The sequence below is a fragment of the Bacteroides sp. D2 genome, assembly GCF_025147085.1.
Taxonomy (GTDB): Bacteria; Bacteroidota; Bacteroidia; order Bacteroidales; family Bacteroidaceae; genus Bacteroides.
Genome location: NZ_CP102261.1, coordinates 2,376,534 through 2,402,438, shown reverse-complemented (window position 1 = coordinate 2,402,438; position 25,905 = coordinate 2,376,534). Strand labels below are relative to the sequence as shown.

16 protein-coding genes and 1 rRNA gene are annotated in these 25,905 nt (G+C 42.3%); 7 read left to right on the top strand and 10 right to left on the bottom strand.

Annotated features, from left to right (window positions below; genetic code table 11):
• Positions 1-8 precede the first annotated feature (8 nt).
• Positions 9-1,533, bottom strand: a 16S ribosomal RNA gene (locus tag NQ505_RS08300).
• 2,016 nt (positions 1,534-3,549) lie between these two features.
• On the opposite strand from NQ505_RS08300, the gene NQ505_RS08295 reads away from it, so the two are divergent.
• From NQ505_RS08295 to NQ505_RS08270, 6 genes are all read left to right on the top strand, one after another.
• Positions 3,550-4,539 carry a tyrosine-type recombinase/integrase gene (locus tag NQ505_RS08295; RefSeq protein ID WP_050547438.1) on the top strand — a complete coding sequence of 330 codons (990 nt, stop codon included), beginning with the start codon at positions 3,550-3,552 and terminating at the stop codon, positions 4,537-4,539.
• A 380-nt stretch (positions 4,540-4,919) separates the two neighbouring features.
• Positions 4,920-6,125 (top strand): DUF3575 domain-containing protein, encoded by a 1,206-nt coding sequence (locus NQ505_RS08290; RefSeq protein ID WP_008997853.1) that lies wholly within the window; start codon positions 4,920-4,922, stop codon positions 6,123-6,125.
• A 19-nt stretch (positions 6,126-6,144) separates the two neighbouring features.
• Positions 6,145-7,257, top strand: coding sequence for a DUF6562 domain-containing protein (locus NQ505_RS08285; protein ID WP_229070613.1), 1,113 nt, complete (start codon positions 6,145-6,147; stop codon positions 7,255-7,257).
• A gap of 45 nt (positions 7,258-7,302) precedes the next feature.
• Complete coding sequence (locus NQ505_RS08280; protein ID WP_008997852.1) at positions 7,303-8,376, top strand: DUF6562 domain-containing protein; 1,074 nt, start codon at positions 7,303-7,305, stop codon at positions 8,374-8,376.
• Between the two features lie 61 nt (positions 8,377-8,437).
• On the top strand, positions 8,438-10,507 hold the full coding sequence (locus tag NQ505_RS08275; protein ID WP_032853201.1) for a hypothetical protein: 2,070 nt from the start codon (positions 8,438-8,440) through the stop codon (positions 10,505-10,507).
• Positions 10,508-10,638: 131 nt separating this feature from the next.
• Positions 10,639-11,808: a clostripain-related cysteine peptidase gene (locus NQ505_RS08270; RefSeq protein ID WP_232292972.1), complete on the top strand. Its 1,170-nt coding sequence runs from the start codon at positions 10,639-10,641 to the stop codon at positions 11,806-11,808.
• 376 nt (positions 11,809-12,184) lie between these two features.
• Here the strand turns inward: NQ505_RS08270 and NQ505_RS08265 are convergent, their stop codons facing one another.
• The 7 genes from NQ505_RS08265 to NQ505_RS08235 all read right to left on the bottom strand — a co-directional run bounded on the left by NQ505_RS08265 (position 12,185) and on the right by NQ505_RS08235 (position 22,304).
• Positions 12,185-13,321, bottom strand: coding sequence for a FimB/Mfa2 family fimbrial subunit (locus NQ505_RS08265; protein ID WP_008997849.1), 1,137 nt, complete (start codon positions 13,319-13,321; stop codon positions 12,185-12,187).
• A gap of 27 nt (positions 13,322-13,348) precedes the next feature.
• Complete coding sequence (locus NQ505_RS08260; RefSeq protein ID WP_032853200.1) at positions 13,349-16,561, bottom strand: hypothetical protein; 3,213 nt, start codon at positions 16,559-16,561, stop codon at positions 13,349-13,351.
• A complete protein-coding gene (locus NQ505_RS08255; RefSeq protein ID WP_032853199.1) occupies positions 16,562-17,623 on the bottom strand; it encodes a hypothetical protein in 1,062 nt (353 codons plus the stop codon).
• A 143-nt stretch (positions 17,624-17,766) separates the two neighbouring features.
• Complete coding sequence (locus NQ505_RS08250; RefSeq protein ID WP_008997848.1) at positions 17,767-19,044, bottom strand: hypothetical protein; 1,278 nt, start codon at positions 19,042-19,044, stop codon at positions 17,767-17,769.
• Between the two features lie 34 nt (positions 19,045-19,078).
• Positions 19,079-19,966, bottom strand: coding sequence for a hypothetical protein (locus tag NQ505_RS08245; RefSeq protein ID WP_008997847.1), 888 nt, complete (start codon positions 19,964-19,966; stop codon positions 19,079-19,081).
• Positions 19,967-19,987: 21 nt separating this feature from the next.
• Positions 19,988-21,757 (bottom strand): hypothetical protein, encoded by a 1,770-nt coding sequence (locus tag NQ505_RS08240; RefSeq protein ID WP_232292971.1) that lies wholly within the window; start codon positions 21,755-21,757, stop codon positions 19,988-19,990.
• A 13-nt stretch (positions 21,758-21,770) separates the two neighbouring features.
• Positions 21,771-22,304, bottom strand: coding sequence for a DUF3575 domain-containing protein (locus tag NQ505_RS08235; RefSeq protein WP_008997845.1), 534 nt, complete (start codon positions 22,302-22,304; stop codon positions 21,771-21,773).
• A gap of 177 nt (positions 22,305-22,481) precedes the next feature.
• Between NQ505_RS08235 and NQ505_RS08230 the strand changes: the two genes are divergently transcribed.
• On the top strand, positions 22,482-23,360 hold the full coding sequence (locus NQ505_RS08230; protein ID WP_008997844.1) for a helix-turn-helix domain-containing protein: 879 nt from the start codon (positions 22,482-22,484) through the stop codon (positions 23,358-23,360).
• A gap of 205 nt (positions 23,361-23,565) precedes the next feature.
• On the opposite strand, the gene NQ505_RS08225 is transcribed toward NQ505_RS08230, so the two are convergent.
• The gene (locus NQ505_RS08225) at positions 23,566-24,615 is read right to left on the bottom strand and encodes a tyrosine-type recombinase/integrase (RefSeq protein ID WP_008997843.1); all 1,050 of its coding nucleotides are present in this window, start codon (positions 24,613-24,615) and stop codon (positions 23,566-23,568) included.
• 242 nt (positions 24,616-24,857) lie between these two features.
• Positions 24,858-25,871, bottom strand: coding sequence for an aldo/keto reductase (locus NQ505_RS08220; protein WP_008997842.1), 1,014 nt, complete (start codon positions 25,869-25,871; stop codon positions 24,858-24,860).
• Positions 25,872-25,905: the final 34 nt, after the last annotated feature.

The window sequence follows — 25,905 nt, the reverse complement described above, 5'->3', positions numbered from 1 at the left end:
CGCTCCAGAAAGGAGGTGTTCCAGCCGCACCTTCCGGTACGGCTACCTTGTTACGACTTAGCCCCAATTACCAGTTTTACCCTAGGACGCTCCTTGCGGTTACGTACTTCAGGTACCCCCGGCTTTCATGGCTTGACGGGCGGTGTGTACAAGGCCCGGGAACGTATTCACCGCGCCATGGCTGATGCGCGATTACTAGCGAATCCAGCTTCACGAAGTCGGGTTGCAGACTTCGATCCGAACTGAGAGAGGTTTTTGGGATTAGCATCACGTCGCCGTGTAGCTGCCTTCTGTACCCCCCATTGTAACACGTGTGTAGCCCCGGACGTAAGGGCCGTGCTGATTTGACGTCATCCCCACCTTCCTCACATCTTACGACGGCAGTCTCTCTAGAGTCCTCAGCATAACCTGTTAGTAACTAAAGATAAGGGTTGCGCTCGTTATGGCACTTAAGCCGACACCTCACGGCACGAGCTGACGACAACCATGCAGCACCTTCACAAATGCCTTGCGGCTATATAGTTTCCTACATATTCATTTGCAATTTAAGCCCGGGTAAGGTTCCTCGCGTATCATCGAATTAAACCACATGTTCCTCCGCTTGTGCGGGCCCCCGTCAATTCCTTTGAGTTTCACCGTTGCCGGCGTACTCCCCAGGTGGAATACTTAATGCTTTCGCTTGGCCGCTTACTGTATATCGCAAACAGCGAGTATTCATCGTTTACTGTGTGGACTACCAGGGTATCTAATCCTGTTTGATACCCACACTTTCGAGCATCAGTGTCAGTAACAGTCTAGTGAGCTGCCTTCGCAATCGGAGTTCTTCGTGATATCTAAGCATTTCACCGCTACACCACGAATTCCGCCCACCTCTACTGTACTCAAGACTGCCAGTTTCAACTGCAATTTTACGGTTGAGCCGCAAACTTTCACAACTGACTTAACAATCCACCTACGCTCCCTTTAAACCCAATAAATCCGGATAACGCTCGGATCCTCCGTATTACCGCGGCTGCTGGCACGGAGTTAGCCGATCCTTATTCATATGGTACATACAAAATTCCACACGTGGAAAACTTTATTCCCATATAAAAGAAGTTTACGACCCATAGAGCCTTCATCCTTCACGCTACTTGGCTGGTTCAGGCCTGCGCCCATTGACCAATATTCCTCACTGCTGCCTCCCGTAGGAGTTTGGACCGTGTCTCAGTTCCAATGTGGGGGACCTTCCTCTCAGAACCCCTATCCATCGTAGTCTTGGTGGGCCGTTACCCCGCCAACAAACTAATGGAACGCATCCCCATCGATAACCGAAATTCTTTAATAAAAATATCATGCGATATTCGTATACTATCCGGTATTAATCTTTCTTTCGAAAGGCTATTCCGGAGTTATCGGTAGGTTGGATACGTGTTACTCACCCGTGCGCCGGTCGCCATCTCTTCTATTGCTAGAAAAATGCTGCCCCTCGACTTGCATGTGTTAAGCCTGTAGCTAGCGTTCATCCTGAGCCAGGATCAAACTCTTCATTGTAAAAGTATTTTTTATCATCCGTTAAGATGACTTTTTGCTCTGTTCAGGACGCCGTAAATTTATTGACCTTATTCAAATACCTATTAGTCTTAACTGTATCGCTACTGAATAAGACAAGTATTGACGGTTCTATTTTTTTACTTGTACTACTTGTATTGTTTATCAATATTTCAAAGAACTTGTTGCTTTCGTTTTAAAAGCGGGTGCAAAGGTAAGGGCTTTATTTTTAACTACCAAACTTTTTCGGAAGTTTTTTTTAGTTTTTCTTTTTACTCAATTTCTCTGGCTCTCTATGCGAAAGGGAAAGAATGTATGAAAGAATAACTCTTGCCTATTTTCTTTGCGAATCGGACTGCAAAGATAAGAACTTTATTTATTATAATCCAAACTTTTTCGGAAGTTTTTTGTTCTTTTCTTTAAGTATAATTCCACTTTTTCACTAAGTCAATTTTTCAAGGCTTTCTTCTCTTGGAAAGCGGGTGCAAAAGTACGCCCTTTTCGTATACACTCCAAATATATCAAACTATTTTTTCTAATTATTTTTGAATACATTTGCTAAAGTGCTGATGCATAACGATGTTGTAGAACATATTTTTTTATGTATGGGGAAATTGTGTGCGGAAATGACGAGAGGGATACACATTATTATATCACACGCGGGCGCGTAGGTGTGCCGGGAATCAGTTTGCATTAGGGAGCAATTAAAGAATCAGTTCATAAAAATAAGAGGAAAGAAAGATAGATATAAGGATAGTGGTTTTATAGTAAATTCCATTCCTTAGTTTGATTCATTAACATGATACTTGTATGAGAATGATACGTAGAATCTTCACTTTACTGAAAAGGATTTTTCTTTTTCATTTCTCATGTTCTCATAACATACATAATAATCAGCTGTAAATCAAACAGATAATACTATGAGAAATAAAACACAAAAGGGTATTTCTCATAGCTGTTCCGTGATTTAGTCCGTAAAATCACGCATTTCTCATAGGGTTTAAACCATTTCTCATAGTATTCTCATATTCCATCTATACATTTTACTCATTTCTCATACAGTATAATTGTAGTTTTTCCGGACTTTTGCCGGATTTACGATTACTCCTTTCCTTCTTCGGTTTTATTAAGCAACTTCTTGCTATTTAATGCTTTCCTGTATGTTATTCACCTTATACCTTTATGTTTTTCCCTAATCATTGTTATTTCTTCCTACCACTATTCGTATCGTTGCACTCTAGTGAACAGATCGTTGCACTGGAGTGAACGGTTCTATCCACTCTAGTGAACAGATCTTTCCACTCTAGTGGAAAGATTCAGATACCGGTAGGAAAACATGCGAATATCTACTCCATACACTTTCATAAACGCTTTATAATATATTATTAATCAATGCATAACTGAATATGTAGCATTGAATCTATTACAATTAATTAGCCTCTTTGCCCTACGAAAGATTATGAGAAATGCCTTAAAAAGCTATGAGAAATACTTTGTTTTGTGGACAAAATGCTGGTAATACTATGAGAAACACCCTTTATTCTTTTATTTCTCATAGTGTTATATAACTGATTTACAAATGATTATCACGTGTATTATGAGAACATGAGAAATGAAAATGAAAAATCATTTGCAGTATGCGTCGTAATGAACGGCACTTTTCCTATATTTTCAGAATCCGCAACAAATCGCATCAGAATATTGGACAATACGAATCACAATGTATTGATTGGTAACTATATGCCGTGAAACAAAAACAATAAAAACGAGTATAGTACATATAGAAATAGAAAAACAAAAAAATGAAAAACTTTTGTTTTTCTATTTTCCTATCTTTGAGGAGTGAAGGAAAAGGGCGCATTATCAAAGAACAAACAAAAATATCTACCCACACAAGAAACAACAATATCAGTTAAAATGAAACTATGAAATGCAAAGATTACTCAAACAAGCAAACAAGTAGCCGACGTCCACATTGTTCCTTCAGTTTTTAATTGAAAAAATACAAGGGAACTAATTATGAATGATTTAAAAAAGTTTATGGAGACAGTCATATTAAGACTGGAAAATGAAGGGCGGTATGGGACGGCCCACGTCTACCAAAGTACACTAAATGCGATTTTGCGGTATTGGCAAATCAGGCAAAAAGGTACTATAAAATTGGATAAAGTATTCACTCCGGTCCTCTTACAGGATTTTGAGCGATACCTATTGGAAAACATGCTAAGTATGAACACCGTATCAACCTATATGCGTATGCTACGGGCGATCTACCACAGGGCAACGAAAGAAAAACGGATAAAATGGAGGCAGGGATTGTTTGACACCGTATACACCGGCGTACGGGCAGACACCAAACGATCACTGACTGCCAAGCACATGGGAAATATACTTGTGGCCCAACAATCACTCCCCTCACTAAAGGAAGCACAGTCATGGTTCACTCTCCTGTTTCTGCTTAGAGGAATGCCGTTTATCGATCTTGCCCGGCTAAGGAAATGTGACCTGTATGGAGATACACTTATCTATAAGAGACAAAAGACCGGACGAATAATCACCGTAAATGTAACCCCGGAAGCCATGCGACTCATCAAACAACTGGCTAACCGAAATCCTCAATCACCTTATTTATTATCTATCTTACCCAGCAACTCAAAGCTACAGAATGGAAACTGTTTCGGAAGTAAAGAGGAATACCGACTGTATCAAGCCATATTGCGAGGTTTCAATAGAAGGTTGAACGAACTATCCAGAAGGATGAATCTAGGCGAAAAACTCTCGTCATATACAGCACGTCACACATGGGCTACAACAGCCTACCAAAAGAAATGTGCAACAGGAGTCATCTGCAATGCCTTAGGACACTCTTCCATCAAAGTGACCGAAACCTATTTAAAGGCATTTGAGCAAAAGGAAATAGATCGGACAAATAGAATGATTATATCTTATGTAAAACAAGAAGCTGAAAAGGCTAACAAAAATCGCAATACACTATTTAACACACTGTAATTTAGCATATTATACTCCCGTTACTTTGTAGGTAACAGTCTTCATAAGATTCGGCAAATATAGAAATTGATTTTGAAATAAGAAAACAAAACTAACACTTTTTTTGCAGGTTTTTATAAAAAAGCAAACTATTTGCTAAAATGAAAAACATTTCAAGCTAAGTCAAGCAAGTTTATCGTATAAATATTCCATTCGTATCCACCATTTGGAAACGATCTTTTAGAGTTGGCAACTGTATTCACAGTCTGCACGACCTCCCTTTCTTATTTTCATCCCTACCAATCCCGTTCAGAGGACGCTTCCTGCTGTTTGAGAAGGTATGTGCCGTTACCTACAAAGTAACGGCATACACCATAGAGAAACAAAAATTAAAAACCAGTATGGAATATTTAAGACGAAAGCTATGCCTATTAGCCGGAAGTATTCTTTTGACTTGTGCCGCATGGGGGCAAACACTCCCCACCGACTCAATAACCAAAGATCCGGAAGCCTGGTACATCCATTTCAAGACAGGAAAAAGCAATCTCGATCTGGATTATAACGGCAACAGAGGTACTCTACAACGATGTATCGACAGAGTACAAGAGATTATAGACAAAAATGAGTACGTCATCGATCACATCCGCATCATTGGATATGCATCTCCCGAAGGTCCGTTAGCACTCAACTTACGACTTAGTGCCGCAAGAGCAGACGTATTGAAAGACTATCTTGTAGCCAAGACAGGACTCTCTTCCAACCTATTCGAAGTAGTGGCAGGAGGAGAAAACTGGAACGAACTTCGTGTCATGGTCGAAAAAAGCAATATTAAAGAAAAAGACCGCGTACTGGATATTCTCGATCATACTCCCGAAGGAGTAGACCCGGAAATTGCCCTGAAAAAACTACCCGGAGGTACATACCGCTATATGCTTACTAACTTCTATCCTAAATTAAGAAGCGCAAGCAGTGTGCAGTTACTAAGAATTGTACCTGTCGTTGCTCCTCCTGTGGTGAAGGAAGAAATAAAGGTGGTAGAAGTGGACACCGTAAAACGAACTCCACAGAAACCGGTCGTACAAGAGCCGGAGCCCTGCCGGTGTGATCCTCCGTTGATGGCCATCAAAACCAATCTCGCCTCCTGGGCTGCTCTTATCACCCCCAACATTGAATTGGAAGCCTATCTGGGCAGCCGATACTCCATCGCTGTGGAAGGAGCTTATCGCTGGCTGAAAGACAGCAAAGCCAAAGGCAACAGTTACAACGTGGCCTCCGTGTCGCCTGAAATACGTATGTACGTGCGTGACGACCGTTCTTTTCAAGGTTCCTACTGGGGATTGTATGGACTTTACGGCGAATACGATGTGAAATTCGGAAGCACCGGACGCCAAGGCAACATTCGCGGACTGGGTATCTCGTACGGATATATCTTTAAGTTCAACCGTTTCGACTGTCTCTATTTTGACTTGGGCATCTCTGCCGGATACAACCGGCTCCGATACGACAAGTATTTCTGGTACGACCCATGCAATGCATTCAAAGAACATAAAGGTAAGAACTATTGGGGACCAAGCAAAATCAAGGCATCACTCGTCTGGAGATTTTAAATCATAGGAGGACCTGATTATGAGAACAGAAAAAGATACTGAAACTATGGATTTATATAATAAATATAACGCATCTGAATGGTTAACCCGGAAAGAGGCGATACGACGTAAAAGGTTGGTGACGATTATTTCCGCATCTGCGGCAGCACTACTCATACTTATCCTGCTACTGATGAGCTCATGTGAGAAAAAAGACCTTTGTTATCTGGATGCGCATCCGCACATCTGCCACACTCAACTGACGCTCAAATTCAATACAGCATGGGATAACGAGCCGATTTACTCGAACTATACACGCAGTGCAGGCAGCCTGACCGTAAGATATGTACTGGAATTCTGGACCATGAGCGATGACGGCAAACTGGAGACACAGCTGGAACGCAAAATTGTGAACGGTGGTTCACTTGCCGAAGGAAACAACCGCTATCAAGTAAGCGTTGACCTTCCCGCAGACAGAATAGCTGTTCTGGCATGGGCCGAACCTCTCGCCAGCGGTCAGACGAGTAATCCTTATTTCGATGTGAGCTCGCTCACCAGTGTTAAGATGAAAGAGCCATTCGGAGCGGGAGCCACCAAAGATGCTTTCAGTGCAAGCACTACCTGGGATTACAGCGGATACGGCGGACCTCACTCACACTCCAATGACCTCGACTTCACGGAAGAACTGGAACTGTTACGTCCCTTCGGCACATATACCGTGATTTCCAACGATATGGAAGACTACTTCGAGAAGGCCGGAGCCGATGCCCCGGAACCGCATACCGCCAAAGTGAACTACCAGATGTGGATACCGCCGATGTTCGACACCTTCCGCCAAGTGGCAAGCGGTTCGCAATCCGGTGCAACATTCAATCACACGGTAAGCGTACACACAGAGGGCAAAGAATACAAACTGGCAGAAGACCTCATCTTTATAGGTCCGGGCGACGGAACGGACAACTATTATAATATTATCGTAGAAACTCATGCAGCAGACGGCACCAGCATACATAAAAGCGGCAATGCGGAAATACGTATGCAGCGCAACAAACATACATTAGTATACGGTGCATTCCTGACTGTCCGCAAACCCAGCTCACCGGGTATCAACGATGAATTCGAAGAGATAATAGAAATAGTGATACCTGATTAATGAATAATTTATTAAGGATAGAATAAGATGAAAAAACATAGGCTTATGAATCATCAGAAGTATTTCCGGACATTATGTTTCGGGCTGTCGTTCCTCACAGCGGCGTGCACCAACGAATCGCCTCTGAGCACGGAACCGGCCGAATGGCCGAAAACCAGCATTTCCATACAGGCAACAGTCGACACGAAGGCCGCCAACGAACCGGAAACAGCCGCAGACAACGGAACAATCACCCGTGCCGGCGGTGACAAGCAAGTACCTGCGGGCTATCGGCTGCGCTGCAAACTGGAAGTTTATTCGAAAACAACAGACCTGCGCGTGGCACAAGCCCAGCTATTTATAGACGATAACAGCGGACTGACGGGAGCCATTACTTTCCCGGACGTACATCTGCCTCCCAATGATACCTACAAGGCGATCTGTTGGGCAGACTATATCGCAGCAGGAACAGAAACCGACCTGATCTACAATACCTCAAAAGGGTTAAGCGATATCCGCCTCATCGAAACAATCGGCACCGTTCATGCGGAAACCGCCGCCAACGAAGCGGATATAGAAGATGCTTATGCAGGACAATCCGAAACTTTCACCATCGAAGCAAGCGGTGCTGTCAAAGAAGGGGATGAAGAAAAACTGACTTCGATCAAATTAAGACGTCCGTTTGTAAAGCTGTCTCTCCCCTGGGTGAAACTGACAACCGAAGACGGCAGTGTATGGACGGATGCATTGAGAAATATCCGGATCGTATATGAAACCGGAAATGTATTATACACCCAATTCAACGCGTGGACCGGAGAAGCATCGGGAGCGAGAACTGTTTCTTCTGCTCTATATTCCAAAGAGGTTTCGTCTTTCAACAAAACCTTTGCTTTGCACGACTATTTACTAGTGCCTGTACCCATGCCGGACGCGATTCCTTTATCATTCCACATCGAAGCAGAGACAACAGTAGGTACTCCGGTGACATTCAAACGTTACGGAAGCACGGCAACCGACTATTCTTCTATTTCAATCGAGTTGCCTAATCCGAATTATATGTTGCGCATCAAAGGAGCAACAGCAGCGATAGAAGATGACGAGACTATATACCCGTTGACATTCAAAGAGTATATCCCGTAAATATTCTCTCTATTATAACTAAAAGTGATACATTTTTATTATTAACCAATTTTTTTTAAGCATGAAAAAAAGTTTATTCTGGTCGTTAATAGCTGCAACAGCTATGATGACTGCTTGCGGTGACGATGCATTTGTAGACAATCAGCAGGTTGTTACAGGTGAGGAAACTCCGGTAGCGTTCAAAATTAACATGGGGAATGCGATCAGTACTTATGCAGGTACGGATTTCTCAAAAGGCGGATGGTCGAACTGGAAAGATTCCGACACTGAAATGATTGAGGAAGTGAATGCACGTGCCACTTTGCAGGTGTTCGCTAATGGAGGTACTTCTCCATATACTCAGGTAAGAACTGTATTGACTGAAGCACCTAGCGGCAACGACATCGAACTTCCGCAGTTCCGCCTGCCGGCAGGCAATAGCTATACAGCTGTTGTATGGGTAGACTTCGTTCCGAAATCAGTTACTTCTTCAAGCACGGAAAGCCGTAACGACTATTACTGGAAGACTGAAAATCTGGCTAGCGTTTCTGAATTACAGTTCACTGACGGTTTGATGCCTATCGTTGAAACTCCTGAAGCACGCGATGCTTACACGGGACTTATCAAGTTCACCGTAAACGCAGACGGTACTTATAACATTACAGACGGAGCAGAAGACCAAAGTATCAGCACTGCTATTCCTATCACAGCTACTCGTAAGTTTGCCAAGATCAGCTTGATCCTGACCGACTACGACAACAAGACGGAATGGGCAGATGCATTGAACAACCTCGGCAGCGACAATCTTCTCGAATACTTAGGTATGGAAGTGACTAACCTGTCCACCGGTTACAATGCGCTGACACAATCTCCGGTTTCGGCAACTCCGACTACTCAAAGTTATTTCCACCGTCCGTTTGATGTAGCTTCTGCTACCAGCACTTCCGATCACGTAAACGGTGTAAAATGGTATCAGGACGGTGACAAGTTCTATCCGATCTTCGACCTGAACTACGTTATTCCTGAAAAAGCAGGTAAAGACGCTACTTACTCTTTGAGTTTCAAGGGTTACAACGTAGATGGTACTCCCAGCTTCACTGCTGACGCTGCCGCACTGACTGAAATCAATGCTGAAGCCGATGGATTCAAACTGGTAGCAATCCGTAATGCAAGCAACGTTCCTGTAAGAACGAATGCTCATACGATTATCAAGATGAATCTGTACAAAGCATATAGCTGCACAGTTACTATCGTTGACGAATTCACCGGTGGTACCGAAAATGTAGTTATCGACGACGATGACAAGAAACAGAGTACAGACGATCACTTCATTCCTGAAGGTGACGAAAACGGTGCACACATCGTAGTAGTACGCGGAAATGACGGTAAAGCAATCTCTATCGACATCACAGGTATCAACAAGGATAACTTCGATTTAGTAATTGATGATCTTGTTGCCATGAAGAACCTGTCTTCTACTGCTGACAACACTAAACCTGTTATCAATATGAGCGGTACTGACATTCCTAATCCGGCTGATTTCTCTGATCTTGAAGGTAACGTTACCAACGACATCAAGTTGACATTGACTCAAGACGGACAGGATATTGTTTTGGAAGGTCTGACTAACAACATTACTTTAGATTTGCCAAGCATCCAGAAGTTTATAGTAACCAGCACTGCAGACGTTACTATCGAGAAAGTTGTTTCAAACAGCTGGCCAACTTCTATCACTGCTAAAAATGTGACATTTACAGGAACTACATACAATTCTGTATCTATCAACGTGGAAGAAACTGCTACATTCAATGGCGGAACATACAACAATGAGGTTGCTGTGATCGGTTCGGAAAATGATGCAGAAGCGGTGATTAACGGTGGTGTATTCAACCACAACTTCAAATCGAGTGTAGACACTACTATCAAAGGCGGTTCATTACCTTATGTAGATGCTGACACTAACGGAGTGGCTGATTACATGTTAATCATGAATGCCGGAAAGACTCTGACTGTTGAAAAGGCTGACAGCGCATTTGGTCCTCTGTTTGCTACATCAGGTGCCGACTGTAAGTTAGTATATGACACACAGGATATTAAAGATTTCTATTCTGGTCTGGAAGGTAGTAACTGGAGCAATATTTCAGTAAAATAAACACTCCCTTTTTTATCTCAACAACCTTAGCCGGGCATTGTCTTATCATAGCCTTGCCCGGCTACATTCTCCAATTCTAAATGGAAGCTACAAACAAATTCTTTATTCCTTTATATTAGGTGAATTATCTGTTGCACATATTATTATTTATCCGTTACCGGTTGTTTCTCTTTTGCTGCTGCCATCTGTTGTTTGCTTCATGTGACAACGAGGGTTATCTTCACCCTATTATTCCTCAGCAAGAAAAGGAAACGCAGCGTATTCTCATCGCTTATCTTGCCGGAGACAACAGCCTGTCTCCAGAAATAGAACAGAAAATAGCAGCAATCACAATCGGTTTCCTGGCAACTGACTGTTCGCAAAACCGACTTTTTATCTACTGTGATCGCAAAAATGCATCACCACAATTGATGGAAATCAGTGCCCACACTGCAAATCCACGCCAATTACTGAAAACTTATACGGCACAAAATTCTGCCTCATCAAATGTAATGAAGCAGGTGCTGAATGATATATTGAACAACTATTCCGCCTCAAGCTACGGTCTTATCCTGTTTTCGCACGGGAGTGGATGGTTGCCGGCAGCTGGTTTGGAAAATCCCAGTCGCAGCACACGCAGTGTTTGCATCGACGGGGAGGATGAAATGGAACTGGCAGATTTTGCTTCTGCCCTTCCCTTACCTAATCATAGGAAATGGGATTTCATTCTTTTTGAAGGTTGCTACATGGGAAGTGTAGAAGTTGCTTATGAATTGAAAGACAAGACAGAAGCGATTATTGCTTCTCCTACGGAGATTGTCAGTCCGGGAATGACAGAGGTATATCCGTCTGCTTTGTCCTATCTTTACCAGCCAACTCCCGAATTGGAGAGATTTGCGCAATCTTACTTTGATGCATGGAACAGTAAAACAGGAGATTATCGTTCGGCTACTATCAGCGTAGTGCGGACTGAATATTTAGAAGAACTTGCTCTGCTTGCCCGCGCGGCTTTTCTCCGTTGGAAACCGGACACTGCGACAATCAGTTCTTTACAATGTTTCAACCGTAACGAATGGCATCTCTTTTTCGATCTTAAAGAAACATTGCTAACAGCCAATCCGGCATTAAAAACGTACGTTAATGAGTTATGGAAGAACATTGTTACTTACTCGGCTGCCACTCCCAGTTTTCTGCCCGGACTGGCATACGGCTTTACCATACACACACATAGCGGCTTGAGCTGCTATGTGCCACAAAACGAATTCTTGTATATAAATCAAGGATACACACAAACTACATGGTGTGGGACGGTATACCAATAACTAACTCTCCGGAAAGAGTTCCGGGGTTCCCACTTTAGTTGTCAGGACTGTCACCCCTAATGCCACTCCATGTTTTATTTTTGTTTGTTTGTATGCTAATGCCCTGTGCTGTGAAGCACGGGGCATTCATTTCATAGGAAAGGAGTCGCAACTCTTATTATTCTAATTTGTTCTTGATTCTATATCCCAGGCTAGAGAATAAGACAGGTTATTGCCATTTAAAACGGGAATAGGAATATAATTTGTTTCATGCACATTTATTTTATCGGATTATGGCAGATACCCACCTTCGTACTCACCTATAGGAGAAAACAAACGGTACCAACAATAGCAACAGATATAATAAATTCTTTCTCACACTATCATACTTTTAATCTTATTCCAAAGGAAGAGTATCCTCTACGTTTTCCCATTTAGGGTCCAGAGTAGTCACAATATCCGGCTCCTTTCCTCCCATGTCGATGGGGTTGGCAACTGTTCCGACTCCATAAAACTGATTGGCTATAATCGGAAAGCGATATGGCCCCTGGGTATCAATGATCCCTGTTCCACTGCCAGTAGAGGGGTCGAGTACATCTCCGTCTCCCAACTTCACTCGTTTGTAGCGAAGCACATTACCGCCTCCCACCAGTTCCACTCTCAATGTATAGTCGTCATCACTTATCGCAGGAGGCGCCGGCACGGGAAGTACATACGAACCTTTGGAAAATACCATATCCGAGGTTATATCCGCCGCTGTTACCGGTATTTCCACCAGTACTTCTCCGCCGTCCAATGCCACTTCGTCATCTATGTAATCCTTAAATACCGGCTTCACAGCAAGCGGAAGAAGAGGGACACTCTTATTCTGCTTTTTATAAAGAGTGATGCGGATAGATGTCAGTGTAATGCCGTTGACCGTAGGAGGCAAATTGATAAACCAACCCATCACCCCTGCCACCCGGCGGTACAAATCTATTTGGCCTTTCATACCGGGTTCATTATAAGTCAGTATGGTCTTTCCTGAAAATAATTCAGATTGGTGCATCTCTTTCCAGTCCGCTGCTTTCAAAGTTGCTTTCACGTTAGCCAGATCATTTCCCACTGTTATGGCATCCGGGAATCCGTAGGTAGGGCTTGATTCCACGTCACGTCCCACTGCCAGAAAAGTATAGGCATCGCCTACGGCAAACCCCTTGTACTTCACTTTATACGTCATATCGGCCGTATTGGCAGGCAATCCGCCAAGACTTTCGAAATATTCTTTCCATTTCACATCTTCGGATGCTACACACACTCCAGACTTATCGAAGATATAAAGCTGTACATCCTGCACATGCTGCACATCTTCCGAACCGCCAAGTTCGGTGCGCGTGGAAATAGCCAGTCCGCTACTGGCATAGAAAGAGAGTGTCACTCCACCGTAGTCTTCCATGCCGGTTGTATCCGTATCTTCACTCTGGCTACACCCCGCCACCAGCAATGCCAGTGCGCAGGAACAGTATCGGACAATTCTGTTTATCAACTTATTCATTCTCTTGATATCTATTAGACAGATTCATTATTTTTTCTCCAGATAGAAACGTCCCACATGCGTACCTATAATACCCGCATCTACTTCGACAACGTACTCCGTCAATGGATAGCGACGCCCATTCTGCGTGTCTACCAGTGTCCATCGGCTCCAGGCATCCCCCACCTGATGGGATACAGTAAGAGTTACACGGGCAGCCTTGCCCAAGCTGAATCCTAAAGGTATGTGTGAGGCACTCGCATTCAACTGTTGTATATCAAGCGCCTTATCATCCGCTTCACTGAATACGGTAACTGCGGACGGTACTTCATTGTCCAGCAGCAGCTCGGCATCTTCACCTGCTCTATATGAAACGGATGCCCGGGGATTCATAATCAACAGGGTGCTTGCCGACACCTGCCCAACCGTAGCCGTGACACGCAATTCGGAACGAACAGCAGAAGCAGACCGTGTGCTGCGGCTACTGCCGGAGCGAGTGCTGCGCAACAGCCCACCGCTACCGGGCTGGTTCTGCATCGCTTCGTTGAAAATCACGTTCAACGATGTAGCGGGAGTGGTTACCGTAGCAAAGAACGACTGCATAGGAGCAATATGCGAATAATCAGTACCGTTCGTCAGAAGTTCACCATCGGCTTTGATGAGCGAATTATTCGTATTGCCGTCGAATACCTTAATGGAGGTTATCTGCGGATTGGCGGCAAAAAACTCTTCGATGCCGATATGTGCCATGAAAGGATTTCCCACCAGGAAAGTGGTTCCCTCTTTCTGATTCGTGATAGATACAGTAAGCGGAAATGACGGAACTGTTCCCGAAAGTGTTTCATAAATGAAACGTCCTGAAAATCCCGGTCGACTGATGCTTTCACTGATCCCTGTAGAAGCACCTGCTGCATTGTAATAATAATAGGTAGTATGCTCCTTGGGAAAACGGAATGTACACTTATCTTTTGTGACCGTTCCTTTATCCACCATCAACGAGAAACCGTTGCCTAAAGCATATCGCTGGTTCACCGCATTGAAAGGTGGAGTCCAGTTGGTTTCATCGGGAGTCACAGTAACGTCTCCGGTTAGTTTCTTACCAGTTGCATTGTTACTCCACAGACGCTGGAAAATACGGGGATTGAAACGGTTTGCCGGGGAGGAGGTTGCATCAAGGTCACTGAACACTGCATTGTTCTGCGTTCCATCCATAGAAGCCGGGATAAACATATCTCCGGTCATTGTATTGTTCAACACTGCGGAAAGCATATAGTAACGTCCCGGAGTAAGAGATAACTCCACCCATGCCTTTTCATAATGCAGATAATGAGTATTAATCACCTCAGCTCCCGGCTCAAAATGAATGTAATGACAATAATTCTGTTCTTTGCTTTTCAACACCGGATAGTTTCTGCTATCGGATGGAATGATGACATTGGTACAATCCCACGGAATTCCGTTTGTCCAGTTACTCCACACATTCCAGGAGGTAGACGAAGTGCCGGGTTTCCAAGTAGTGGCCAGAGGATGCACTGTGACATGAATACCATTGTAGTAAGCATTTGTATTGGTCAGGCTCTTGATATTAATATAATAGTCACCTGCCGGCAGGTTATCAACCATCAGCGTTCCATTCGTCAGTGCTATTGTTTTCTCTCCGATGTTATTGGTGGAAGTTACATCGGTAAATGTCAGTTGATAGTTCCCTTGAGGTAGATTTTCCCCATTCACATAAATCTCAACTGCATCGCCTGCACACACATGTTCGGCAAGGGCATAGGCAGAAGCTATCGGATTCTTATTATCATCCGTGTTCTCCTCGGCACAATCCGGAATACCGTCACCATCAGTATCGGGACGTATAAAGACACCAGATAGCAAAACATTCTCCAAAGCCTGCGCTACGCCGAGAAACTTGATGCGCACTTCATCAAATTCACTGACTTCAGGAATAGTGGCTACATACGTATAATCGCCCGAACCTATCACTTCCGCTCCTAAAGTTCCGAAAGATGTCTTCGCATTATCATCTTTTACACCCGCACTATATACGAAAAGTTCTATGGCTTTGAGCAGATCGACATCGGCCAACCCGGTCACTCCTTTCAGCATAAAGCCCACTTGTGCCTTTGTCTTGATGGGATTAAATTTCACAGCTACAGTGACTCCACCCGCAACAGTGGTATTCGTTATCTCGGCCGCAGATTCCCTGTCATCATCCAGCAAATTTCCCAGATTGTTGAAAGAGGAACCTACAGAAATCAGACTTCCGCTGCCTGTGGCATCATAATTAATCTCTGCACCATGATTGGCAGCAGTCAGCAATTCAAGGCAGGCATCGCCCACGCTACCACTGTAGCAGGTAGATGAAGCGGGTTCCCAGAAAGCATTGTAAATTCTAAACGTACTCAGAGTCAGATTGAGCAATCCCGATTTCCACAATTCGATTGCATCAAACTCTTTATCAGTCGTTATGCTCAAGCGCATTCTGCTCCCATCGTTGCCGATCAGTCCGGCAGAAACAGCATTGTTTTCATCTGTGACACCGCTGTCGATGTACTCTCCGTTCCGTTTCAAACGGATACGGAAGTAAGTCAGTGCATCGACTCCCAGAAGTGAAGACATCGGTTGTATAGTGAATCCGATACGTATCTTCCGTCCCGACGTATTAAGCAAACTCCCATCTGTAGTCTCTATTCCCAAAATTCCGATATTACCGGCGACTGTGATTCCTTTCGTATAAGTAGCATAATTATCCGGATTTTCATCTACTATATTTTCGACTCCGTCTATGTCACTTATGCTTATCAGACTTCCTCCTCCCGAAGGATTGGAAACTTTCACTTTATCTCCGGTTGCGGTAATTAAGGTATTACAGCCCTCACCTGTCATTCCCTGAGTCTTACGGGTAATGACCACTGTCTGGGTATAGGTGTTACCATCTTCTGCCGTATAGGTCACCAGTACCGTATAATCTCCATCCACCGTCATTCCGGTGATTCTGTTATTTTCTATTATGGTCGGGGTAGCTCCAGCCGGGAAATCCAGCAAAGTACAACTCATGGTGCCTAGTTTGGAGGACGGGAACTGATAAGTATTGCCTGTGATAGTAGTGTTACTCAAAGACAGAAAGCTGGAAGCATCCACCTCTACCGGCTCACGCACAAAAGCGTAATTGACCACTGTTGCTCCCAGATTGATATTTGCTCCTGTGAATTTAATTCTGACTTGTGTACAGGGAGCCGACGTTATCAGACTCACCTACTTTTGTCCTCCTCCTATGGCGGATAACCCCAGAAGAGAGGTTATCTCAACTGCATCCACTTTATTGTTATCAGCATCATAGGTTTCGAGCACCGTGCCGGTGAGTAGACTCAAGTCCAATATGGTTGCATCCGTGAAGCAATAGCCCACTTCGGTACCCGCCGGTATTTCTTTCTTAAAATTAACGGTTACGTGAGGATCAGATAGTAATCCGGCCACTGTGCCGAAACCTGCTCCGTCTGTCAGGTCGGCATTAATAATTTTATCGGGGTTTAACAGGCTAGTCCAGCCCAAGTCAAACAATCCGTTTTTATGTATTTCCACACCATTGGGGAAATAGGTCGTATTATCAGTGGTACAGGGCTGCATGGGATTATCGCCCACAAAAGCATAATACAGGCTCAATGCTTTAAGAACTTCCGCTGAAATTCCCCTCATACCTATTCTGATTTCGTCAAACGGCTTACTAAATGAAGTCGAAATGGACAATGCCTGTTTCCCATTGTCATTTGCTGCGCTCAGCAAATTCAATTCAAGTGTGGTAGCTGAAGTATTACCTCCTTTTGTTTCTTGAAGCACTCCTTTCAAGCGGGTCTCAATCCAGAAACCCTTCAATACATTTAATGTCAGTAGTCCGGTATTATCTACCTTATAAACAAATCCGGCCGGCTGTCCGCCTGCATAAGTGCGGGTCATATCACGAACAGAAGCAATCTGATTGGCAACAGCATCCACATTAGCTACTCCTGCAAACGAAGTGGAGTTAGCAATGTCAATATCCACCATATTGGCAACATTCTCTTTCCAACCGAGTACACTGACCAAAGCATCTGAAATATTATCAACGATACGCCCTTTGCCTACCAAAGGAATGCGACGACTTGCCACCCAATAGCCGTTTGCATCTTGTGTGAGTCCTGAGGTTATGCCAATAGCACGAGTCGTAGAATTTGTGAAAGGCGGTATTTCATTATTCTGCACCGGCAGGATATCTTCATCCTGGCAAGAAAAAACAGACAGAAGAATAATAAAGGTTAGCAAGTAATGTATCGTTCTCATCTCTATATATCTTTTATATCAAAATTAAATAGTAAAAATCTTTAAGGGATTTTCAAAACTCCGGAGAGTTTCCCAAAACGAAACGCTTTGGGAAACTTCGGAGTGGGGAAAAGAGACGCAAGGGGTACGTCTCTTGGAGATGATTATTCCAATTCCATCTGGTGAATAAGTTCCCAGTTATCATTTACTTTCAGAATAAGATCCTGACCTTTTGAAAGATCTTCCGGTACTTCAACATCAGGTTTTTCTTCCGGTTCTGTAGGGTCTGTAGGATTTGCAACTTTCACACCGATATTATACATGTGGTTACGAACAACATTATAAACATTTACAGACTGATCTTTAACTTGGGGAGCAGTCACATCAGGAGCCACAGCCGGAACTTTCACTGTCCAATGCTTGATAATACTACCATCACCTGCCAATAATTGAAGTTCCATTGTATTCTTTCCATCTACATATCCAAACGGAATAATGAATTTTCCAGCAAATACCGAACCTTTCACTACATTAAGACCTGCAGTAGGATTCACCCAGTCATTATCACTATTGTTCAAGATGCCATTATTATCAGTATCACCATTAGGGAACCAGGTACTCAAATCAATAGAATATACAACATAGCCCTTAGTTGTTGCATCTGAAAATGAAACACCAGCTTCTTCAGCAGCAGGAGTTGTACCATTCACAATATACTGAACGCCATTAGGTGCTTCGGTAAAGGTACCATTGAAATTTTTAAATTCTACTGCTGTATTTTTAGCACTTGCCACCAAGCGTAAAGTTTTTGCTGTATTTCCGTCTACTGCTGCGGGGATATTCTTAAAATAACCGAAACCACCCGCTACCTGACGGTGAAGAGTTACCGGAGCATTGAAAGCTTGGTCATTATCTGCTGGAACTGTCAAAGCAGCTTCACCGGCAAATACTTCTTCCACCTCTTTGCCAGTACCAATTGTTGCTGTAATAGGAGCAGTATACGACGCGTCTTTCGCCAAACTAGTCAGAAGTGGACTATAAGTATAATCACTACTATTTGCATATCCTACAGCCAAAACTGTGTAAGTACCTGCAACCAGTTTGTCAGCACCCTTCAATGTCAAAGTATATTGCAGACCATGCCCATTAGTAGTGTACGCTTTACTAATCGTTTTCCAATCGTCCAGATTCTTTTCATAAGCAATCTTACCGCCTGCGGCATAAACAACCACTTTCACATTGTCAATATCCTGTGCAGCTGCCGAGCTGTACAACGGACGTCCGGCACGTGTAGTCAATCCATCGCCAGCACTTGCGACCTGTACAATCAAAGTTTGCGTCGTACTGTCTTCATTCATTTTTGTAGCTTCTTCATCATTGCTACACGCAGTAAATGCAAGCATGCTTGCTGTTACCGCTACCATCAAATAACTCTTTTTCATTTCTGTAATTTTTTAAAGTTGAATAATTATTAATCTAGTCAATGTTCATATTATGAAGCATCTCCCATTCATCGTTTACCAGTATGTAAATAAAGAAATCTTTTTTCCCATCCACATATACATATTTCAATACTGTCAATTCATTCCGTTTTATTGTCACCTCCACATCTCTAGGTGTCAACGCAGGCATTGTCCGGTCTGCCCAATCGTAGAAATTCAGATGTACTACCGAACCTTTTTCCACTTGAGACGGAGCCAATAAAGTCTTTATCACAATATCAGAGCTCGGCTCCCATTCATTCTGAGAATAGACAGATGTTGCCTCCGAGTATTTAAAATCGGAATTCAGATTCTTGTATAAACCTCCTATTGTCTTATCGGAGTAGTTTACGTAATCCGGCAAATCCTCTACTTCAATAATCAACTTACCTTTGGCACGCTCTATATCCACCGTATAATTGTAATTCCAGGCATCATATATCAGCGTGTCATTCGTCATATATACATCGGTGCCCTCCTTGTTTTCGGCATGCAACACAGCCGTTAGAGAATTATCTCCTAATGGAGTATTATCTTTCAACCCTCCCCATACGGTCAGCACATACTTTCCATGAGGAATGCAGTCACAAAAAGTAACAGGAAAGGTTGTTCCGTTTCCTACGACATCAAATACTCCCTGTTCCTCCACTACCTTACCCGTAATAGCATCTCGCAGAGTATAATAAAGCGTTGGTACATACTCCCCAAAAGCGAGGTTCTCATTCTTTCGTTCCTCCCATTGCACTTTATCTACATTGAAATAGTTCTTGTCCTTTACAACGATATTTACCTGCAAGGGAGGACAAGGTTCCACCTTATCCCGTATGCACGAACCTAAGCTGAAAGACGTAGCCAATAATAGGATGTATGTTATCTTTTTCATTTTCTTTATTTCATCTTTGGTTTACTTTATCAATGTCCGGAACGATTCATCCGCATGAAAACGGTGGAAGTCCGGTTCGCTCACAGCACGTTCACGCAATTTCATGTCATTGCAAGCATTGGCAATATGTTCATAGAAAACAGCATCTTCATACAAACGAACAGCTGTAAGCGAACGAGCATACTCAGCCACCGGACGAGTATCTTTCAAAATTGAAAGAATGGATTTTGCTTCCACATTTTTGTTGATACTCAAAGCTACAATAGCACTATTCAAATCTGCAAATGGGCGGAGCAATTCATAGGCCTCATTCAGATAACGTTTCTTCGCTTTAATCAATCCCAGATTATAACGTGCTTCGGGAAGATCCACATCCTGTAGTAGTTCTATAGCTTTCTCATAATTGTTTGCATATACATAGCTGGCAGCAAGAGAGTTAAACACCTCCGGTGAATACTGGGATAACCCTGATAATATTTCCTGTGCTTTTTCCGTCCTTCCTTCTCGCAAATACAATACCGCTAAATTATTGGCAGCGATTTGAGATTGCGGGAAGTATTTCAAAATCGTCTGATATACTTCTACTTTCTCATTGTGTGATTTCATAAGAGTAGCCACCCGCAAAAATTCCTCTTCATTAAAAGCATCAGGCCGCTTCCGATACATATCCAGAAGTTCATCATCGCCAGTAAAACTTTTCATAACATAAGTATATACATATTCTACTTTACGTTCTTTCTGCAAATAGCTGCTTTTGATTCTATTCCAACATGGAAGACGACGAATATAGCGCTCCTGCACATCATCATTGCCTGTATTATACTTATTGAGTATCTCTTTTACAGCCACAGAATCGGGATTACCATCGGCAATCATCGCAGCAAGTACGGGTTCCCATCCCTCAGGACGCGAACTGACAGTTATCAGACGCTGTATACCAGCACCATTCTCCAGTTCCCCTGCCAGCCATTGTTTGGCAGCTGTGGCACGGTTACGTGCCAATGTTGTGTTGTAAGCAAGTGGACCGTCGGCAGAAGCCATACCTGTAATAGTAAGCGAAGTCACAGTGGCCAGAGTGTCTTTCATGATTGGAGCAAGAGTGCGAACCATCTTTTCCAACTCTACACGATTATTGCCCATGGAAAGATTGATGTCGAATTTGTCGATAACAAATTGCAGATTAGCTATGCCTTTCCCTTGCAATATTTTCGGACGAACAACAAATTCCGGTTCTATCCATGACAATTCCAGCGATTCTTTTACATCTGGCAACAGAGTAATCGGATTGCTGATAACAGCAATATCAATGGTGTCAATACCTGTACATTGTCCACAACCATCAGCAGAAATCACAGCAACAAAGCGTCCCTCTTCCGTTCCTACCGGCAGTTGCACGGTTTCCTTATAAGGGAGTTCAAAGGAGTGAGAAACTTTATCTGCTTTCATCGCCTCCTTTTCATACGGATCCAGATAGTCGTCTAATACTTTTTTACGATTGATTTTCTTATTATATATAGGAGCATCTACTACCAACGGAGTATATTCGTCCTGCACTGTATCATTTCTGACGAGTTGTGGTGTGATGACCAGACGACTCCTTTCCGATAAATAACGGGCAGGTATATGGAACAATAAATCTAAATTCACTTGATTGGCTGTATCAGGAGTCAATACGTTAGGCGCCGGAGTAGTTGTCACTACTTTCCCTACTTGTTTATTCGAAGTAGAACAGCCTACCAGTACACTCATCATGATGGTAACTAGGCTTATATATTGCAAACTTTGTTTCATAACATTCATTCTATTAGAAGATGTAAATCAGAGAAAGGGTTGCTTTGGTAGGACCAACGTAATTTTTATGCTTGTTTTCGTAACATTTAAGACAAGGAATACGATCACTTTCTTTATACCAGAGGTGGGCATAACCGATACCGATAGATGCTTCAAGATTCCAATGAGGAGACAAAATCCAGTCGTAGCCATACGTAAGTCCACCACCAAGCAGATAACCGTCATAGCGTTTCTCTTTAAAACCACCGAAGTATTGTGCTCCGTGAAGATGCAGTCCTACAAAATGCCCTTCAAACTTTTCGCAGAACCAATACTTTGCTTCCGGTTGCACAAACCAAAAACGCATCTTCTTGTCGGCCTTAAAAGTCCAAGGGTTATAAGCTGCAGACAAATCGAGTGTTACTTTCTTATTTAGAGCAAACTCTATTCCAGCATTCGGTGTCATCGTCAACCAATAAAGGCCGTTCGTTTTCACTGCTACATTCTGAGCAAATAAAACGGGAAACAGCCCCGATACCAATAATATAAATAAAAGACTTTGTTTCATTTGTTATTTATTAAACTTGTATTGTTTGCATAATACTGTTCTATAATCATTTAGAATCTGAAATTCATGAAACATCTTTTTGCATCCATTCAGATTTTTATCATGAAAGTCTGCCTCTTGTAAAGAGGCGGACTTTTTATAACGGGAAATTTTATCACTCAAACAATCAAAACAACTATGGGAATATTTTATGAAGACGAACACAAAACATGCTATCACTATAGTACAGTCGAACTATCCGTGTTCAAGGTTTTTGAAGTAAACGAGACTAATAATACAGTCAGTGAGGAGATTAACAAATCTATTATTCTGTTTATTCTGGAGGGAGAATTATATATGAATTGTAATTCTTTTCAAAACCGACTCATCAAAGCAGGTGAAATGGTACTACTGCCCAAAAACTGTTGTTTCTATGGACGTGCTCTTAAAAAGAGCGTAATAATAAGTTGTGCATTTATTCAGGATATTCAATTTTGTAATAAATACTCCTTAGAAAACTTAACCAATGATATTCCCGAAGGTTTCACATACGACTTCACTATCTTACCAATTAGAGAAAGACTTCATGAATTTCTCATATTATTAAAAAACTACTTGTATGATGGTTTAGGTTGTACCCATTTTCATAACTTGAAGAAACAGGAACTCTTTATTCTTTTCAGAGGTTATTACAGCAAGAAAGAACTTACTTCATTTTTCTTTCCAATAGCAGGCAAAGATCTGGACTTCAAAGATTTTGTATTCACCAATTATCCCCAGGTTAATAGCATTAAAGAATTTGCCGAATTGGCTAACATGACAGTTGCCACTTTCAATCGGCGTTTTAAAGAAGCATTCGAAGTATCCACCCACAAATGGATTGCTACAAGAAAAGCAGAAAGAGTGCTAAGGGACATACGGGTAACTAACAAGACTTTAGAGTGTATAGCCGTAGAACACGACTTTTCGTCTACAGCCTATCTTGCCACATTTTGCAAACAGCAGTATGGCAAATCTCCATCCGAACTACGACAACAAGAGCTTAAAAACTGTACGAGCTTCAAGGAAGGATCATAAAAAAATGGCATTCGCTTATGAATATTGAATTTTGTAATTTAATCGAAGAACTTTGCAATTTTTTTGTAAGATGATTACCATTAATATGCTTTAACTTTGCCCCCGAAAGTTTAATAAGAAAAACAAATATAAAAAGTCCGCCTCTTTACAAGAGGCGGAACAAATATAGTGAAAAAATAAATTCATTTCAAAATAAAAGTTGTTTTTACTCGTCTACAATCAATTTATTTCTTCCGGAAAGGACCGAAACAACTGTTTTATTGGCTTTATCCACCACATCTTCATTAAATGAATCCAAATAAATCTTAGTTGTTTCACATGAGGTGTGCCCCATCGCCTCACTGATAATCGCATCAGGAATTCCACTCCATTTAGCTAAAGTTGCCCAAGTATGCCGTGCTACATACGAGCTAAGGGGAGTTTTGAGCCCCAAACGTTCCGACAAAGTTCTCAATCTCCTGTTGTGTATCCTAAGTGCAGTTTCATAGGTGGTATTTTTTTCGCGCCGGGGATTATAAAGAAGAGGAAACAAGTATTCTGAGCTACGCATAACCATACTATACTTATCTATAATATCCTGTGCACAGGACATAATACGAACCAATAACCGCTGGTCTGTTTTCTGCCTCTGATAAGACATATTATTATTAATCATATTGTCTTTCCGCAGATGAGCAATATCAACAAAAGGCATTCCGCGCATATAAATACTGAACATGAACATATCTCGTGCAAGTTCTAAAATTGGTTCATGAGTCAAGTTCAAGGATAGTAACTCTTGAATCACATTCTCTTTCACAGCCCGCTTTATCGTCTTTTCTTCACCTGTAAATACTTTCCTGAAAGGTTTCCTATTCTCGGAAAGTAATTCCATCTCATCCACACCATAATTATATGCGGCACGGAGTGTCCTCATATAAAAAGAAATCGTATTCAAACAGATATTTTTCTTTTTCAGATAGTTCTCATATTCTTTCATCATAGCACTAGTTATCTCACTCAAACATACATCTTCATTCTGACGAAATTGTTTGAAAGATCTAAAAGCACATTGATAGTTGGAAGCCGTACTTTTTTTACTCTCCTTTTTTAAATAAATAATCCGTTCTTTCAATAGAGAGAAAAAGCTATATTCTAGTTGAGCCACCTTATATCCTCCAATGAGTTCTTCAGTGTCAAGAATGATTTGAATATAGCGAGAACCTTCATGAAATTTAATATCCGATTCTCTCAAATTTATTTTAATTGATTTCATAATCGCATCGCTATCCGTTTAGCAGTTTAATGTTAGAGGTATCCAAACAATACGTCTATCCTAAATGTTCAAAAAATGAATAATACATAATATAATTCATCTTTCTCTCTTTTCTGAAAAAGAGAAAAACTAATTTTCGGAAAGAAGTGCCATTCAAGCATTCCTTTCCGAAAACTAGCTGTAACAAGATCATTATAATAAAGATCTATTATTACAATGATTTCTACCTAAGAAAAATTCTACTACTTTCCGTGCATACACAGTATCTGTTCTATCTCTTTCAACTCGTCTGTCGTGAACTCTAAATGTTCCAGCGCTTTCAAATTGTCGGCCAACTGATTAACAGAACTTGCACCTACAATCACCGATGTCATTCTTTCGTCTTTCAGCACCCATGCCAAAGCCATTTCAGCCAGCGTTTGCTCACGGCGGCGGGCTATTTCATTTAATTGACGGGCAGCTTCTACCTTTTCATGCGTCACTTGAGATTGTTGAAGAAAACCCGAAGAACGGGCAGCACGGGAACCTTCCGGGATGCCGTTCAGGTATTTATCGGTCAATAATCCTTGTGCCAAAGGAGAGAAAGCTATGAAACCGGAACCGTACTCTGCTGCTAAAGGAAGTGATTCAGCCTCAACCACACGATCGAACATACTATACCGATATTGGCTGATAAGACAGGGAACACCGGCTTTTGCCATCATCTCATAGGCAACACGGGCTTGTTCGGGAGGATATTTAGAAATTCCGATATACAATGCTTTCCCTTGCTTCACAATATCAATCAATGTCTGGATGGTTTCTTCAACTGGAGTGACTCCGTCATAACGATGACTATAAAAGATATCAAAATACTCCAAACCTGTCCGGCGGAGACTTTGGTCAATGCTCGCCATCAGATTTTTACGAGAGCTATTTCCGCCATAAGGGCCTGCCCACATGTCATGACCGGCTTTGGAGGAGATAATCATTTCATCCCGGTAGCCTTGAAAGTTCTCTTTCAAAATTCGTCCGAAATTTACTTCCGCACTTCCGGGAGCAGGACCGTAATTATTTGCCAAGTCGAAATGAGTAACACCGTGATCGAAAGCATACTTAATCATGTCGGTTGCTACATTGAAATTGTCCACACTACCGAAATTATGCCACAACCCCAAAGAGATTAGAGGTAACTGCAAGCCACTCTTGCCACAATATGTATAAGGCATCTGTTCGTAACGATCAGCTGCCGGCTGATAACTGAAAGAGTTTTCCATAAAACAGAATGTTTATATTTTCCTTTCACAAAGA